This window comes from Exiguobacterium abrahamii (assembly GCF_015645365.1).
GTDB lineage: Bacteria > Bacillota > Bacilli > Exiguobacteriales > Exiguobacteriaceae > Exiguobacterium_A > Exiguobacterium_A abrahamii.
This window is the reverse complement of sequence record NZ_JADOYC010000001.1, coordinates 44,938-59,247: the sequence shown is the minus strand read 5'-3', so window position 1 is coordinate 59,247 and position 14,310 is coordinate 44,938. Positions and strand designations below refer to the sequence as shown.

Here is a 14,310-nt window from a genome sequence, read left to right as displayed (position 1 = left end):
TATACAAAAAGGAAGCGCCATTCGCGCTTCCTTTCAGATTGTAGACAAATGGGCTGACTCAAAAAAAGAATGACTTGTCTTTTCACGCTCTTTCCTCAGGCGAGACACTAGCCAATTTTCCTGCTCCATTCGAGCAGGAAAACGGGTCTCGTTTGTCTCTGACAGCGCAAAATTGCGCTTTTTCCTGTAGGAGTGGCGTGTAACGCGTCATTCTTTTGATACTCGGAAGAAGGATCAGAGAAGCGTTTTGTTCACTCGACATCGCTTCCTAGGGAAAAACAAGCAAGAGCGACCCTGCAGCGAAGCGGCGCGATGCTTGTCCCAGGAAAACGATGCGAAACGAACAAAAAAGCGCAATCCTTCTCGTTAAAGAAAAATTGCACTCTGTCTTCAGTTTCAAAGGAAGCGCCATTCGCGCTTCCTTTTTTTGATCATGCCGAAGCATGTTCTTCTTGTGCTTTTAGTTCTTCACCGTAAGACAGCTGATCCTGCATGCGGACGAACGGTAGATAGATCGCGACCGACATCGCAATCGTCGCCAGCTGGAGCAAGGCACCCTGCCAGCCGCTGATCAAGAAGCCAGAGATGACAGGTGGTGTCGTCCATGGTACTTGAAGCGCATTAAATGGTTCGACCCAACCCCAGAGGATCGAGAAGTAGACCATGAAGGATGCAATCGCTGGTACGATGACGAACGGAACGAACATGATCGGGTTGAAGACGATCGGCATCCCGAAGATGACCGGTTCGTTGATGTTGAACAAACTTGGCGCAAGTGAGAGCTTCCCGAGCTGCTTCAAGTGAGCCGAGCGGGCAACGATCAACGTCGCGATGATGAAGCCGACCGTAATCCCTGTTCCACCGAGCTTCGTAAAGACATCGAGGAACTGAATCGTAACGATCTTCGCGTTGTCACCGACGACAAGTTCTTTTCCGGAGTCGATGATCGCTTGGTTTTGTAAAGCGTTCGCTGTCAGCAACGGTCCCATGATTCCCATGATGATCGCTGCGCCGTGAATCCCGCACCACCACATGACAGACATCAAGATCATGATCAAGACTGCTCCTGCGAGCGTATCCGTCAAGTTTTGAATCGGTGCTTGCAAGACGTCGTAGACAACTTCCGTGAACGTCCGGTCAGCGAATGCTTGGAAAACGGCAAACGTGACGACAGACAACGTGATGATCGCAAGTCCCGGAATAAGGGCCGAGAACGAGTTCGAAACACCCGGTGGTACACCGTCTGGCATTTTGATCCGAATACCGCGCTTGATGAACTGCGAGTAAATGAACCCGACGACGAGTCCGACGACGATCGAGGCAAGGACCCCTTGTCCGCCCGTCCATACTTTCGGTACGACACCCGTGACGACTTCCCCTGACTTCGACAAAACGGATGATTGTGTGATGATCAAGAAGGCGATGATTCCAAGAATCCCGGCTGGAACCCCTTCGATCTTCTCGTTTTTTACATAGGAGTAGGCAATACCGAAAACACCGATCAATGCTAGGATATCAAATGTCGCACCGACGACCTGTGTCAGCGGTAATGTCCAGTCGGCACCGAATAGGCCCGTCATGAACTTCTCCCAGCCTGGGATTGGTAACGCGAGAATCAGTAGGAATAACGAGCCGATGATCGTCATCGGCATCGTTAAGATGAAGCCGTCCTTGATCGCAAGGACAGGCTTGGCGTTCGCGAATCGTGCGAAGGCAGGAGTGACTTTTTCAAATACGGTTTCTAATCGGTTCATTCCGACTCCTCCTTATAGTTCAGCAGCACGTGTCGCGATGATTTCCTGGTACCAATGGAACGACTGTTTCTTCTTCCGTTCCAGACCATTCGCATGATCGACATAGATGAATCCGTACTGCTTTTTATATCCGTTCAACCAGCTGAGTAGATCGATGACGGACCATGCATAATAACCAGAGACATTGATGCCCTCTTCGACAGCACGCTTGACGGCGCGAAGATGACTTTCGATGTACTCGATTCGTGGTGTATCCATGATCTCTTCGCCGACGATCGGATCCTCGTCACCGAGACCGTTCTCCGTGATGTAGATTTTGATATCGCCGTATCGTGCTTGGAGCATCCGCATTCCTTCCAGGAAAGCATCCGGTGCAATTTCCCAGCCCCACTTCGTATAGACTTTATCGTCCATCAAGACTGTCTTGTAGACGCCATCGAACGATGGGTTCCCAGGACGTCCAGTTGAGTTTTCGCGACCACCTGCCATGACGAGTGCCGAATCATTTTTCATGACACGTTGTGGACAATAGTAGTTCAGTCCGATGAAGTCGTTCAGCGGTGCTGTCCGTTTCAAGAGATCGAGCTCTTCTTCTGTCCATTCCGGTAACAAGCCCTGCTTTTCTAAATCCTTCACGACATACGCTGGGTACTCACCTTTTAGAATCGGATCATAGAACCAGTGCGTCGCGTATTCATTCGCATGTACTTCGGCCTGTTTGTTCTCTGGTGCTTCATCGATGCTGAATGCCGGGTTGAAGACGTGGGTGATTCCGATTTCTCCTTCATATCCCGCTTCCTTGAACGCTTCGACGGCGCGAGCGTGAGCGACGAAGACGTTGTGCGTCGTTTGGAAGTACGCTTTTGCATCGCCTGTGATGCCGGGTGGATGTGCGCCCGTCAAGTAGCCGAGCGAACAGAAGATGACCGTCTCGTTGAAAGTAATCCAGTTGCGGACACGATCGCCGAACGCTTCGAAACAAGTCTTCGCAAAACGCACGAAGGCATCTGTTGTTTCAGGACTACGCCAGCCGCCTTGTTCTTCAAGGACTTGTGGTAAATCCCAGTGATAGAGTGTCACGAACGGGACGATCCCGTGCTTGAGGCACTCATCGATCACGTTGTTATAAAACTCAAGTCCTTTTTCGTTCACTTCTCCTGTGCCGTTCGGGAAGATGCGTGGCCATGAGATCGAGAAGCGATACGATTCAAGACCCATTTCTGCCATCAGACCGATATCTTCTTTGTAACGGTGGTAATGATCGATTGCGATATCCCCGTTCGTTGCTTCAAACGTCTTTCCGGGAATCTTCGAGAAGACATCCCAGTTCGAGACGCCTTTTCCGTCTACGTTCCAAGCACCCTCTACTTGATAAGAAGCAGAAGCAGCGCCGAATAGAAAATCTTTTGGCATTTTCATCGTCTTCACCTCTTATTTGTTTGCGAGTTTGATTGCTTGATCGAGTACTTTCGTTCCGTTCATCATGCCGTAATCAATCGTGTTGATGACATCGATTGGTACACCTTTTGGTTCACAGATCTGTTTCCCTTTCGAAAGAAGGTACTTCACCTGTGGTCCGAGGAGAGCGACGTCAAGCTCATTGACGTACGTTTCCATCTCTGATTCCGGATATGCTGCGATATCTGCTTCTAAGCCGCGCTCCGAGGCAACCGCTTTCATTTTTTCTACTAACATACTCGTCGACATACCTGCCGCACAAAAGAGTCCGATTTTCATCATTATTGATCCATTCCCTTCAATTGGTTGATTTCGTTTTGCATGTTCATCATATATCCGAGCATTTCCTTGACGAGGATCGTGTTCATGAGGTGATCCTGCGCGTGTACCATCAGGACGCCAACCGTCGCTGTCTTGCCTTGTGCTTCAAGTGTGACGAACTTCGTTTGAATGCTGTGCGCATCCTTTAGTGTCGCGTCACCTGCTGCAACAGCCGCTTGTGCCTCTTCGACTTTACCTTCTTGCATCAGTAACATCGCTTGGTGGTAGCTTGCTTTGGCGTCGCCCGACAAGGCGATCAATCCAAAAATATCTTCCGGGGTAATTTCAATCGTTTCAGAAGTCATGCTGTCTCTCCTTTGTTGTATGGATAACTTAAATTCATAGGTACAAATTCTACAGTTCGATAATAGCATGCGCTTTCATAACGTGTAAACCCTTTCTTTTTAAAAAATTTAAATAAAAAAAACACACGAAATTTGCTTCGTGTGTTTCCTTCTTATTTAATATTCGAGACTTTCAGCATCTTCACGTGGCGGAAATGATGCGTCGCCCGCGAAACGTCGAAGATTTTCCCATTCGTCAAATAGACTGTATTGTCGACGAGTAAGGATGGATCGTTCTCTTTCAATCCAAGCAACTCTGCGTCACTGCTATTCAAATAATCCGCATAGATGACGCGATCCGCAAATCCGATCGATAGATTTTGATCGTTTCGTAAATACGTATAGATCGATTTTTGAACGATATTCTCATCGAGATACATGACGAGATTTTTTCGGAAATAGGACGCTTCAATCGAAAACGGGTGATCATCGACGAGACGCAGTCGTTTGACATAATAGACCGGTGTACCGACCGGACATTTCATGCGTTCCGCGACCTCTTCGTCTGCCTTCGTCTGTTCGAAAGCGAGAACGCGCGTCTCGACCTTCCGTCCACTGAAGTCGCTCGTCAATCCTTGCAGCTTTTCGAGATTAACGTAATCACTCTTATAATGATCGCGGACGAAGACACCGCTCCCTTGTACTTGGTAAACGTATCCTTTATTGACGAGAATCTCGATCGCCTTCCGGATCGTATTTCGGCTGACATCGAATTTTTGGGCGTATTCGTCTTCCGTCAACAGTTTGTTCGTATGTTGATAGACGTGCTCATTGATCTCGATCTCGATTTGTTCAGCGACATGTTTATACTTCGGAATCAATGATATTCCCCCCTCTATCTAAAATTTGTAGGAATGAATCCGCTACCATTATAGCAGATATGTATTTTGGAGATAGGAATAAATGAAAATAAACCCGTCTCCACGAAGGAGACAGGTCTATTTGAACATGACTTATTCACCAAGTGAAGCTTGGATGAAGTCATGGAAGAGTGCTTGTGGACGTTCTGGACGTGAGATCAATTCTGGGTGGAATTGACACGCAACGAACCATTTGTGTTCTGGAATTTCGATGATCTCAACGAGACGACCGTCTGGGCTCGTACCTGAGAAGACCATGCCGTTTGCTTCGAACTGCTCGCGGAATTCGTTGCCGAACTCATAACGGTGACGGTGACGTTCGTAGACGAGCTCGCTTGAGTACGCGGCACGTGCTTTCGTTCCGTCTTCGAGTTTACATGGGTAGAGTCCGAGACGGAGTGTACCACCGAGGTCCTCGATGTCTTTTTGTTCTGGCAACAAGTCGATGATCGGGTATGGTGTCGCTGGGTCGATTTCCGCTGAGTGTGCGCCTTCGAGGTTGAGGACGTTACGAGCGAATTCGACTGTCGCGAGTTGCATCCCGAGACAGATACCGAAGAACGGTACGTTGTTCTCACGGGCGAAACGTGTTGCTTCGATTTTCCCTTCGATGCCGCGTTCTCCAAATCCACCAGGAACGAGGATACCGTCTGCTGAACCAAGCAATTCGTTGACGTTTTCGCGTGTCACGTCTTCTGCGTTGATCCAGTCGATTTCGATGTCACTGTTGAAGGCGAATCCAGCATGTTTCAATGCTTCTGCGACCGAGATGTACGCATCACGCAATTCGACGTATTTCCCGACGAGTGCGATCTTCGTCGTCTTCTCGAGGTGCGTCACTGTGTGGACGAGTTGTTTCCAAGCCGTCATGTCAGCAGCTGGTGTATCGAACTTGAAGTAGTCACAGACGAGTTGGTCCATGCCTTGGCGTTGTAAGTTGAGTGGTACTTCATAGAGTGTCGATGCATCTTGCGCTTCGATGACTGCTTCCGGACGTGTGTCACAGAAGAGAGCGATTTTATCTTTCATCTCTTGTGGGACTGGGTGCTCCGCACGTAAGACGATGATGTCTGGCTGAATACCGTAGCTACGGAGTTCTTTGACACTGTGTTGTGTCGGTTTCGTCTTGAGCTCACCTGCCGCTGCAAGATACGGAACGAGCGTACAGTGAACGTACATGACGTTTTCTTTCCCGATATCGTTTTTCACCTGACGAATGGCTTCGATGAACGGAAGCGATTCGATATCCCCTACTGTTCCACCAATCTCTGTGATGACGACGTCAGCACCCGTTTCTTTTCCAGCACGGAAGACGCGATCCTTGATTTCGTTCGTGATGTGCGGAATGACTTGTACCGTTCCACCGTTGTAGTCGCCACGGCGTTCCTTCTTGAGGATCGTCGAGTAGATACGACCAGACGTGACGTTTGCGTTCTGGCTCAAGTTAATGTCGATGAAACGCTCGTAGTGACCAAGGTCAAGGTCCGTCTCCGCGCCATCATCCGTGACGAATACTTCCCCGTGTTGATACGGGCTCATCGTACCTGGGTCGATGTTGATGTACGGGTCGAATTTTTGAATCGTGACGTTGAGGCCACGGTTTTTCAAGAGACGAGCGAGCGATGCAGCGGTGATCCCTTTACCGAGTGACGATACGACGCCACCTGTTACGAAAATATACTTTGTCATGTTAAATATTGCTCCCTTCTCTAATTCACATCTCAACAATACAGAGGTGGTAAAAACAAAAAAGCAAAAGTGCCCCCATTGGAATAGGAGACACTTTTGCTGAAATAAGCACGATGCTTAAAGAAGCCCATGACTAACTTACGTCATTCGGAAAACTTCGTCAAGCCTAATTTTTCAAAGAAAAATTTCCGTGCTCGTTCGTCAGCCGTCAACGAAAAAACTGCCATTTCTATAGGGAAATAGCAGCTGTACAGTTGTGGTTGATCGTGCTTAGACTTCCTCTTCTTCTTCGAAGTCTTCTAAGTCTTCTTCGTCGAGATCGTCATCGAGATCATCGATGGCTGCGACTTTTTTGAACGTATCATCGTCTTCGCTGTCGTCAGCTGAATCATAGTCTGCTGTCTTCGCGAATGTATCGAGATCGTCTTCGATCGTTTCGAACTCATCTTCTTCTGCATCATAGTTGAACTCTTCTTCAAACTCATCGAGTTCTCCACGTTGACGCGCTTCGATGACGAGATCCTCATCCGACTTATCGAACGGATACCAAGCGCGGAGTGACCAACGGTTCGCTCCGACGTTGACGAAGTTTCCGTCGATGTTCATGTCTGTATAGAGTTGAGCAAGTTTCTCGAACTTGTCTTCTTCATCTGTAAACGTATGGTACTTTTCGATTTCTGACGTGATGTCATCGAACGTGATTGGCTGTTCGCCAGCTTCTTGCAACATTTCGTTGACGAATTCGATCAGCGAAAGATCAGTAATCTCTTCTTTACTTAAACGGCTGAGGCTCATTGTGACGGCCACTTCCTTTCATTTGCGTTCAATCCATTACTTCTCATTATACGCAAAACAGCTTTTAAAAATCCAGTCTCTATTTAAAAAAAGCTCGAATTGATTCTCGATTCGTGTTTTTCCTACTCCCGAAAAAGGAATATCCAAGGGAGAAGAAGGAGGAATGACAGATGGAGATGACAATCGAACGGGTCAACGATTTTGATGACTTCAACTGGTTACCAATCTTATCAAAGAGTACACAGGAAGGCTATCCCTTCATCGAACGGATGCTACGTGAACGCCGAAATGAAACGTATCGAGAAGACGGAGAAGCAATGTTCGTCGTTTTGTCGCTCTCCGGTCACGTCATTGCGTGCGGGGGTTATATGAAACAAACCGACGCGATCGACGTCGGTCGGATTCGTCATGTCTATGTCTTACCGGAAATGCGACATCACGGTGTCGGTACGCAACTGCTTGAGAAGATCATCCCAGAAGCGCTGTTGACGTATTCCGAGCTCTGGCTCTATACGGACGATGCCAGTACATTTTATGAACGATTTGGTTTTGAGCCGTATACGGCAACTAAGGTGACACATCGACTTTTAAAGCATGCATTCGTCCAACCTTGAGTGTCTTGGATTGACATATCGAGAATCATCGATTAGTTTAAGCGTATGACAAATCAAGTGGATCTATTCAAGGCATTATCGAACGAGGTACGTCTTGATATCTTACGCTGGCTCAAGGATCCCGAGACTCATTTCAATAAGCCGACGGCCCATCTCGCGACGAATCTGTCGGACAAGGGAGGCATTTGCGTCGGAGATATCCAAGAGAAGGCGAACTTATCTCAATCGACCGTCTCCCAATATCTTACGATGTTGCAAAAAGTCGGATTGCTCGAATCCGAACGTCACGGCAAATGGACGTATTACCGGCGAAATGAAGAAAAAATCCAGGAGCTCGCAGCGTACCTCAAAGGAGAACTTTGATCCGTTCTCCTTGCCTTACATATCGACATTTCTCGATATTTAGATTCGTGAAAGGATGAATTCTGTTGAAAATCGTGTATTACGTACTCGCGTTACTTGCGGGTATCGCTTTAAGTGTCGAAGGGGCCATCTATGGTGAGCTCGGGAACTTCGTCGGAAAACTCGAAAGTAGCTTTTATAATTTCTTCGCCGGTACGATCATCATCGGACTGATCGTTCTCTTCTTCGGAAAAGGCTCGCTCGGCTATACATTCCGCGCACCGAAATGGACCTTGCTTGGTGGTCTACTCGGTAGCATCTACTTGACGATCCTAATCATCAGTATCCCGCTCGTCGGTGTCAGTCTCGCCATGATCAGTGTCATCATCGGACAGATGATTGCCAGCATGGTCATCGAACACTACGGCTGGCTCGGTAGTCCGAAACGTCCGATCAATCGTGACAAGCTGACGGCTTCTGCTTTGATGCTCGTCGCTCTATTTCTTATCTTTTAAGGAGGTTCGCTCGTGAATATTCTATTACTCGGTTTTACATTACTCGGCGGCGTGATGCTGAGTGCACAGTCATCAATCAACGGTGCCTTCAGTCAAAAGGCAGGGGCCCTCGAGAGTACGTTTCTGACTTTCTTCACCGGGATGCTGATTCTCGCACTCGCCATCTTGTTCTTTGGTCAAGGGAACGTCTTGCTCTTGCTTGAAGCACCACGTTGGCAACTGAGTGCCGTCTTGTTCGGCGTCAGTTATCTCTTCCTGACGATTCTTGCTGTTCCGCAAATCGGTGTCACGGCTGCTAGTATCGCGACCGTCATCGGTCAACTCGCAGCAGGGATGGTCATTGATCACATCGGTGCGTTCGGTGGCGTCGTCGTTCCGCTCGATGGAAAACGTCTGCTTGGTCTGCTTGCGATGCTGGCTGCGCTTTACTTCGTCTATCGCGGGAACACACGTAAAGACGTGTCCGCTTCATCTGATTCGATGGCATCGTGACGATTGTCCTCACGATCTGTCAAATAGAACATAAAAAAACCGAAATGCTGAAGTGGATCTACTTCAGCATTTCGGTTTTTTCGTGTCGAACGATCCGTTGATGAACGTGCAAGACGAAGACTCCTGCGGGAAAAGCGGAATGGGTGAGACCCCGTAGGCGCGAATGCGGCGAGGAGGCTCGCCTTCCGCCCGCGGAAAGCGAAGTCTTGCACGAGAATCAACACTTGTGTTTTATAAATATCTTATTGCCCCAGCTGTTGTCTCTTAAGTAAGCGCAACGCTTCCGTCGCGAGGCGATGATCCGCTTCCTGCGATAGACCGGAAACGGTAATCGTACCGATGACACCGACTCCTTCGATCCGAATCGGGAACGATCCGCCGGCATCGGCATAATCAGCCGGAGAAACGGCATACATCGAGTGGTACGAGCGATGTTTACTCTCATTATACCGACGCATGTAGAGTGAGCTATAGCCATGCCGCAAGACGACGTTCGATTTCCGACGGATCCATTCTTCCTGATCCGGTGCCGTACCGTCGAGTGCCGCGTAATATAAACGCTGCCCGTTCCGTTTGATTTCAACGGCGATCGATAAGTTCTCCTTCATCGCCCGTCCGATCAACTCATGCCCCATTCCGATTGCTTCCGTGTTCGTCAGTGACGTCAAAACGAGTTCATCTTCTTCCGCTAGCAATACCTTCAATTCTTCCATGCATCCCATTCCTTTCGTAAGAGGCGTCGTCCTTCATCACTGCTGATGCGCACCGCTTCAATCAAGCGCATCGTTTTTTCCGCATCGCGTAAATCGACAGGTACTCGTCCCCCGCGAAGTCCTTCTGCCAACTGTTCATAAAACGTCGCATAACTGCCTGGAAGTGTCGCGAGACGCTCGACGGGCTGATCGGCGATTTGAAGGTAACCGTAGGAATCTACTTCATCTTCACCGAGCTGTTCGTTCACCGGATGACCTTTCGCAAGCCGTCCTTCTTGCGGGTCCATTCCGTATTTAATGTAACTGCCGCGCGTCGCATGAAACTCGAAACGCGGCGTTGGTCCTTGAATGAAGGACGTCGAACGAAGGATGACACGACGTGTACCGTAATGTAGCGTGACATGGAAACCATCATCGACGACAGCACCGTCACGTTGCAGGTAGACGTCGCCCGTCAGTGCATCCGGTTCTCCGAACAAGGCAAGTGCTTGATCGAGTAAGTGTGAGCCGAGATCAAACAGGATGCCGGCACCACTTCCCGCTTGTTCCCGCCAGCGTTCACGAACGACCGGGCGATAGCGATCAAAGCGTGATTCGATGACTTGCCAGTCGCCGATCTCGTTCATTTCCATCAATTGTTCAAGTGTCAGGAAGTCACCGTCAAAACGACGGTTTTGATAAACGGCGACTTGAACGCCGTGTTGTTTCGCTAACGTTTGCAGCGCCAGTGCTTCTTCGATCGTCACGACGGCCGGCTTTTCGAGTAAGACGTGCTTTTTTGCTTCAATTGATTGTTTTGCCATTTCGAAATGGAGTGCCGTTGGTGTCGTGATGATGACGAGTTCCGTGTTCTCATCCTGCAAGGCTTCAGCAAGTGTCGCGACGACCGTCGCCTTACTGAAATGTTGTGCTACCTGTTCCGGTCGACTGGAGACGACTTGCGTCACTTCAAATGCCGGTAATGCCTGTAAGAACGGAACGTGGAACGTCACCGCTGAAAAACCGAATCCGACGAGCGTCGTTTGAATCGGGTTCATGTTGTTTCCTCCTCTGTCACGTCGAGATCGACATGATAATGATCTAGTCGTTCTTGCCACGTTGCGTCTGGTACTTGATCCGTAACGAGTACATCGATTTGCTCCCAGTCACAGACCTTATGCAAAAAACGCTTATTGAATTTCGTATGGTCTGCGAGGACGATGACACGGGTCGCGCTTCGAATCATCGCTTTCTTTACGACCGCTTCTTCGAGTTGTTCCGCAAAAAGTCCTTCTTCCGTCAATCCACATGCTCCAAGAAAAACACAATCGACTTGATAATTCAGGATGTCGTCTGCCGTCTTGATCCCACTTAAGCTACGCGCATGCCGGTCGAAACGTCCTCCCGTGACGTACAGCTCAATATCCGTGCGAGCTCCGACATAGTCTGCGATATCGAGGGAGTTCGTGATGACTTGTAGTGGATATGGCGGAAGTGCTCGTGCCATCTCAGATACCGTCGTTGCAGCATCGAGCAATAAGCGATCGTTCGCTTGGACGTGACGCGCTGCACGCTGCCCGATCCGCCGTTTTTCCGGTTTCTCTGTCCGCTGTTCATACGCAAGCGTTCCGCCAGCACGAACTAATCCATTCTTAACGCGAATGATCTCCCCTTCTTGTTCGAGGACGATGACGTCACGACGTGCAGTATCTCGTGAAATCTGATACTCCTGCATCAATTGATCGAGCGAAATTTCAGGACTCGTCTTGATCCATTCCCGCATCTGTTGCAATCGTTCGATTTGCCCCATCGCTTCCTGCCTCCTTTTTCTTTATTTTAAGTTTTTTCATTACAATACGCAATTTTAATGCAAATAGTTCAACAGTAATTCGGGTAAATAATAGAAGACAACTACTTTCAGAACGGAGGAATTGATATGCAAACGATGTTGATCACGGGTGCTTCTTCCGGTATCGGTCTTGCAACGGCGCGGCGATTCGCAGACGCCGGATGGTTCGTCTACGCTGGTGTCCGGAGTCCAGACGAAATGACCGTGTCATTACCGACGCTTACCTTCTTGCCGCTCGATGTGACAGATGAAACAAGCGTGAAAGCAGCCGTTCGTCAAATTGAACAAGAAGTCGATCATCTCGACGTCGTGTTCTGTAATGCCGGTCATGGTTTGCTGCGCGCACTCGGTCAAGCGACGAGTTATGAAATCAAACAACTCTTCGAAACGAACGTCTTCGGTGTCATCCGAACGATCGAAGCTTGTCTCCCCTTACTCAAACAAGCACCGGACGGTAGTCACTTACTCGCGACTTCAAGCGTCAGTGGTCTCGTCGGTCAACCGATGAATGAACTGTATTGTGCCAGTAAGTTCGCGATCGAAGGGCTGTTCGAAAGTCTTGCGACCTACTATAAACCGTACTTCAACATCGACGTCACCCTGATTGAACCAGCCGCTGTCGAGACGAACTTTACCGCAACGGTTCTCGATCAACTCGAACGTACGGGTGGCTTACACGAAGACGACTTCAAACCGATCATCACGGCCTATTTGCAGACGTATCGGACGCGACATGCCGATCGCCAATCGGCAGAAGCTCTGGCTGAGGTGATCTTCGAGGTCGTCCACCGTGACGAACGTCCGTTACGGATCCGGACGACAGAAGCCGACGAACATTTCGTCGCCCATAAAACGCATCATGATCCGTCAGGACTCGAAGGGATCGCCAAAATACGACGGCTGACATTAAATCTCGACTGATTTCCCTTTTTTTGAAATTTCAATCCGCCTCAGCAATCTTTGCCCACTATACTGAGACTATCTACCTAAAAATTATCTAGAAGGGCGGAACGCCATGCCATCCTTGTTTCTTTTTACGATCGTCTATCTGATTCCAACCTTTATCATGTTCTACATGTCGATTGATATATTTTTACGCAATCCATCACGTCCACAGCACCGACTGCTGAGTTTATTCACGTTCGCTTACGGGATGTTGTTCCTCGGTGAATTTTTCCGGAATGCCTCCCCGATCGAGTCGAGTCCGGCGTTCGTGACCTACTGGTTCGGGAATGCCGGTCTGATCGTCTTCAGTACATCGCTCCATTTCATCTTTCGCGTCTCGAATTTATGGAAACGGATGCCACGACTGCTCTATCCGTGGATTTTCTATCTGCCAATGGGCATCGTGCTGACGACATACGTCTTCCAGACGAACGTCATCAACAGTCAGCAATTCACACAGGTCGGACAGTTCATTTACCCTGAATTCAACACACAATATCTAGTGACGATGACGGTCGGGAACATCTTCCATCTCCTCGTCATCGGTCTGCTCGTATACGCACGGACACACTTGAAAGATGCACGTCGTGGCATCATCAGTGTCTTACTCAGTGTCGCGATTCTCGTTCTCGCGTGGGATATCGTCTTCGGCTACTGGTCGTTCCACGGCATCATGCCACCGTATGCCTATATGTATGGCGGTTTGTTCTGGGCAGGAGCACTGGCGATCGCGATGCGCCGATTCGATTATCTTGCGTCCTATCAGAAGCGTTTCGCGACGCTCTACAATTTGAATCCTTCGGCAATCCTGCTGCTCGACCGAGATGGACGAATCGAGAGCGCCAATCCAGCCGCTCATCGGCTGTTTGAGACCGATGACTTAACGGCATGTACGTTTTCGACCTACTTACCGGATAAAAAACAAGCCGATTGGTCGCTGCATTATATGACGCACTTTTTATCACAGCGAAAGTTCAACGAATTCGAGACGAAGATTTTGACAGCACAACAGCAAGAACGCTACGTCGTCATGGATGCCGACTTCGTCTTCATCGAACAAGAGCTGCACGGGATGCTGTTGATTCGTGATATCCAGTCCTTTAAGGAAGCGGAGCAGACGATTCGTTTCTTCGCCTACCACGATCCGTTGACGAAGATTGCGAATCGCCGGAGCTTTTATGAACGTGCGGCGCAAGAGTTACTCGAACTTGATCATATCGCGATCATCGTCGTCGACCTCGACGGTTTCAAAGCCATCAACGATACGTATGGACATCAAATCGGTGACGCCTTCTTGATTCATATCGCTCGCCTCCTAGAACACCATGCGGAACAGAATGGGTTCGCTGCCCGTGTCGGTGGCGACGAATTCTTCTTACTCTATCGTCATCCGTCTGTCGCTACACTCCATGCCTATGCTGCGAATCTGTTGACGTACTTGCAAGACAACCCTTACCGGTTCGCTGAAGAAACCATTGAAATTCGAACGAGCATCGGACTTAGCTACTCACCCAATCATGGCGTCGATCTCGACACGCTGATTCAGCATGCTGACCAAGCGATGTATCGCGTCAAACATGCCGGAAAGAATGATTATCTCATTCATGATACGATGGACTCGACGCAACGATCCTAAAGGA

General features: G+C 49.0%; 16 protein-coding genes. 6 read left to right on the top strand and 10 right to left on the bottom strand.

Translation table 11 applies throughout. The features are described 5' to 3' along the window. Positions 1 to 431: 431 nt before the first annotated feature. The 7 genes from ITJ88_RS00335 to rpoE form a co-directional block, all read right to left on the bottom strand. The gene (locus ITJ88_RS00335) at positions 432 to 1,754 is read right to left on the bottom strand and encodes a PTS sugar transporter subunit IIC (protein ID WP_023469556.1); all 1,323 of its coding nucleotides are present in this window, start codon (positions 1,752 to 1,754) and stop codon (positions 432 to 434) included. Positions 1,755 to 1,766: 12 nt separating this feature from the next. Continuing rightward, positions 1,767 to 3,173: a GH1 family beta-glucosidase gene (locus ITJ88_RS00330; RefSeq protein WP_195865488.1), complete on the bottom strand. Its 1,407-nt coding sequence runs from the start codon at positions 3,171 to 3,173 to the stop codon at positions 1,767 to 1,769. A gap of 12 nt (positions 3,174 to 3,185) precedes the next feature. Continuing rightward, positions 3,186 to 3,494: a PTS sugar transporter subunit IIB gene (locus ITJ88_RS00325; protein WP_055969344.1), complete on the bottom strand. Its 309-nt coding sequence runs from the start codon at positions 3,492 to 3,494 to the stop codon at positions 3,186 to 3,188. Then, positions 3,494 to 3,838 (bottom strand): PTS lactose/cellobiose transporter subunit IIA, encoded by a 345-nt coding sequence (locus ITJ88_RS00320; RefSeq protein WP_035395779.1) that lies wholly within the window; start codon positions 3,836 to 3,838, stop codon positions 3,494 to 3,496. Before ITJ88_RS00320 ends, ITJ88_RS00325 begins: the two co-directional genes overlap by 1 nt. A 152-nt stretch (positions 3,839 to 3,990) precedes the next feature. Then, positions 3,991 to 4,698: a GntR family transcriptional regulator gene (locus ITJ88_RS00315; RefSeq protein WP_023469560.1), complete on the bottom strand. Its 708-nt coding sequence runs from the start codon at positions 4,696 to 4,698 to the stop codon at positions 3,991 to 3,993. Positions 4,699 to 4,830: 132 nt separating this feature from the next. Next, a complete protein-coding gene (gene pyrG / locus ITJ88_RS00310; protein WP_023469561.1) occupies positions 4,831 to 6,426 on the bottom strand; it encodes a CTP synthase in 1,596 nt (531 codons plus the stop codon). A 270-nt stretch (positions 6,427 to 6,696) separates the two neighbouring features. Further along, entirely contained in the window at positions 6,697 to 7,221 is a 525-nt protein-coding gene (rpoE, locus tag ITJ88_RS00305) for a DNA-directed RNA polymerase subunit delta (protein WP_023469562.1), read from the bottom strand. A 170-nt stretch (positions 7,222 to 7,391) separates the two neighbouring features. On the opposite strand from rpoE, the gene ITJ88_RS00300 reads away from it, so the two are divergent. From ITJ88_RS00300 to ITJ88_RS00285, 4 genes are all read left to right on the top strand, one after another. Then, complete coding sequence (locus ITJ88_RS00300) at positions 7,392 to 7,835, top strand: GNAT family N-acetyltransferase (protein WP_023469563.1); 444 nt, start codon at positions 7,392 to 7,394, stop codon at positions 7,833 to 7,835. Positions 7,836 to 7,880: 45 nt separating this feature from the next. After that, positions 7,881 to 8,198, top strand: coding sequence for an ArsR/SmtB family transcription factor (locus ITJ88_RS00295; RefSeq protein ID WP_035410742.1), 318 nt, complete (start codon positions 7,881 to 7,883; stop codon positions 8,196 to 8,198). Positions 8,199 to 8,263: 65 nt separating this feature from the next. Further along, on the top strand, positions 8,264 to 8,692 hold the full coding sequence (locus ITJ88_RS00290) for a DMT family transporter (RefSeq protein ID WP_195864336.1): 429 nt from the start codon (positions 8,264 to 8,266) through the stop codon (positions 8,690 to 8,692). Positions 8,693 to 8,704: 12 nt separating this feature from the next. After that, positions 8,705 to 9,184, top strand: a complete 480-nt coding sequence (locus ITJ88_RS00285; protein ID WP_035395771.1) for a DMT family transporter — start codon at positions 8,705 to 8,707, stop codon at positions 9,182 to 9,184. Positions 9,185 to 9,426: 242 nt separating this feature from the next. On the opposite strand, the gene ITJ88_RS00280 is transcribed toward ITJ88_RS00285, so the two are convergent. The 3 genes from ITJ88_RS00280 to ITJ88_RS00270 are packed head-to-tail and all read right to left on the bottom strand — an operon-like array spanning position 9,427 to position 11,686. Further along, the gene (locus tag ITJ88_RS00280; RefSeq protein WP_195864335.1) at positions 9,427 to 9,897 is read right to left on the bottom strand and encodes a heme-degrading domain-containing protein; all 471 of its coding nucleotides are present in this window, start codon (positions 9,895 to 9,897) and stop codon (positions 9,427 to 9,429) included. Next, positions 9,885 to 10,934 carry a Gfo/Idh/MocA family oxidoreductase gene (locus ITJ88_RS00275; protein WP_195864334.1) on the bottom strand — a complete coding sequence of 350 codons (1,050 nt, stop codon included), beginning with the start codon at positions 10,932 to 10,934 and terminating at the stop codon, positions 9,885 to 9,887. Before ITJ88_RS00275 ends, ITJ88_RS00280 begins: the two co-directional genes overlap by 13 nt. After that, complete coding sequence (locus ITJ88_RS00270; RefSeq protein ID WP_069940057.1) at positions 10,931 to 11,686, bottom strand: DeoR/GlpR family DNA-binding transcription regulator; 756 nt, start codon at positions 11,684 to 11,686, stop codon at positions 10,931 to 10,933. Before ITJ88_RS00270 ends, ITJ88_RS00275 begins: the two co-directional genes overlap by 4 nt. 126 nt (positions 11,687 to 11,812) lie before the next feature. Here ITJ88_RS00270 and ITJ88_RS00265 point away from each other — a divergent pair, with 126 nt between their 5' ends. Continuing rightward, positions 11,813 to 12,646 (top strand): SDR family oxidoreductase, encoded by an 834-nt coding sequence (locus ITJ88_RS00265; protein ID WP_023469570.1) that lies wholly within the window; start codon positions 11,813 to 11,815, stop codon positions 12,644 to 12,646. Between the two features lie 94 nt (positions 12,647 to 12,740). Continuing rightward, a complete protein-coding gene (locus ITJ88_RS00260) occupies positions 12,741 to 14,306 on the top strand; it encodes a sensor domain-containing diguanylate cyclase (protein ID WP_195864333.1) in 1,566 nt (521 codons plus the stop codon). The last annotated feature ends 4 nt before the right edge of the window (positions 14,307 to 14,310 follow it).

Excerpts from the sequence above, each read along its gene's own strand:
- ITJ88_RS00275 (WP_195864334.1), bottom strand. The coding sequence starts at position 10,934 with ATGAACCCGATTCAAACGACGCTCGTCGGATTCGGTTTTTCAGCGGTG.
- ITJ88_RS00300 (WP_023469563.1), top strand. The coding sequence starts at position 7,392 with ATGGAGATGACAATCGAACGGGTCAACGATTTTGATGACTTCAACTGG.
- ITJ88_RS00295 (WP_035410742.1), top strand. The coding sequence starts at position 7,881 with ATGACAAATCAAGTGGATCTATTCAAGGCATTATCGAACGAGGTACGT.
- ITJ88_RS00325 (WP_055969344.1), bottom strand. The coding sequence starts at position 3,494 with ATGATGAAAATCGGACTCTTTTGTGCGGCAGGTATGTCGACGAGTATG.
- ITJ88_RS00280 (WP_195864335.1), bottom strand. The coding sequence starts at position 9,897 with ATGGAAGAATTGAAGGTATTGCTAGCGGAAGAAGATGAACTCGTTTTG.
- ITJ88_RS00260 (WP_195864333.1), top strand. The coding sequence starts at position 12,741 with ATGCCATCCTTGTTTCTTTTTACGATCGTCTATCTGATTCCAACCTTT.
- ITJ88_RS00320 (WP_035395779.1), bottom strand. The coding sequence starts at position 3,838 with ATGACTTCTGAAACGATTGAAATTACCCCGGAAGATATTTTTGGATTG.
- ITJ88_RS00335 (WP_023469556.1), bottom strand. The coding sequence starts at position 1,754 with ATGAACCGATTAGAAACCGTATTTGAAAAAGTCACTCCTGCCTTCGCA.
- pyrG (WP_023469561.1), bottom strand. The coding sequence starts at position 6,426 with ATGACAAAGTATATTTTCGTAACAGGTGGCGTCGTATCGTCACTCGGT.
- ITJ88_RS00330 (WP_195865488.1), bottom strand. The coding sequence starts at position 3,173 with ATGAAAATGCCAAAAGATTTTCTATTCGGCGCTGCTTCTGCTTCTTAT.
- ITJ88_RS00270 (WP_069940057.1), bottom strand. The coding sequence starts at position 11,686 with ATGGGGCAAATCGAACGATTGCAACAGATGCGGGAATGGATCAAGACG.
- ITJ88_RS00265 (WP_023469570.1), top strand. The coding sequence starts at position 11,813 with ATGCAAACGATGTTGATCACGGGTGCTTCTTCCGGTATCGGTCTTGCA.
- rpoE (WP_023469562.1), bottom strand. The coding sequence starts at position 7,221 with ATGAGCCTCAGCCGTTTAAGTAAAGAAGAGATTACTGATCTTTCGCTG.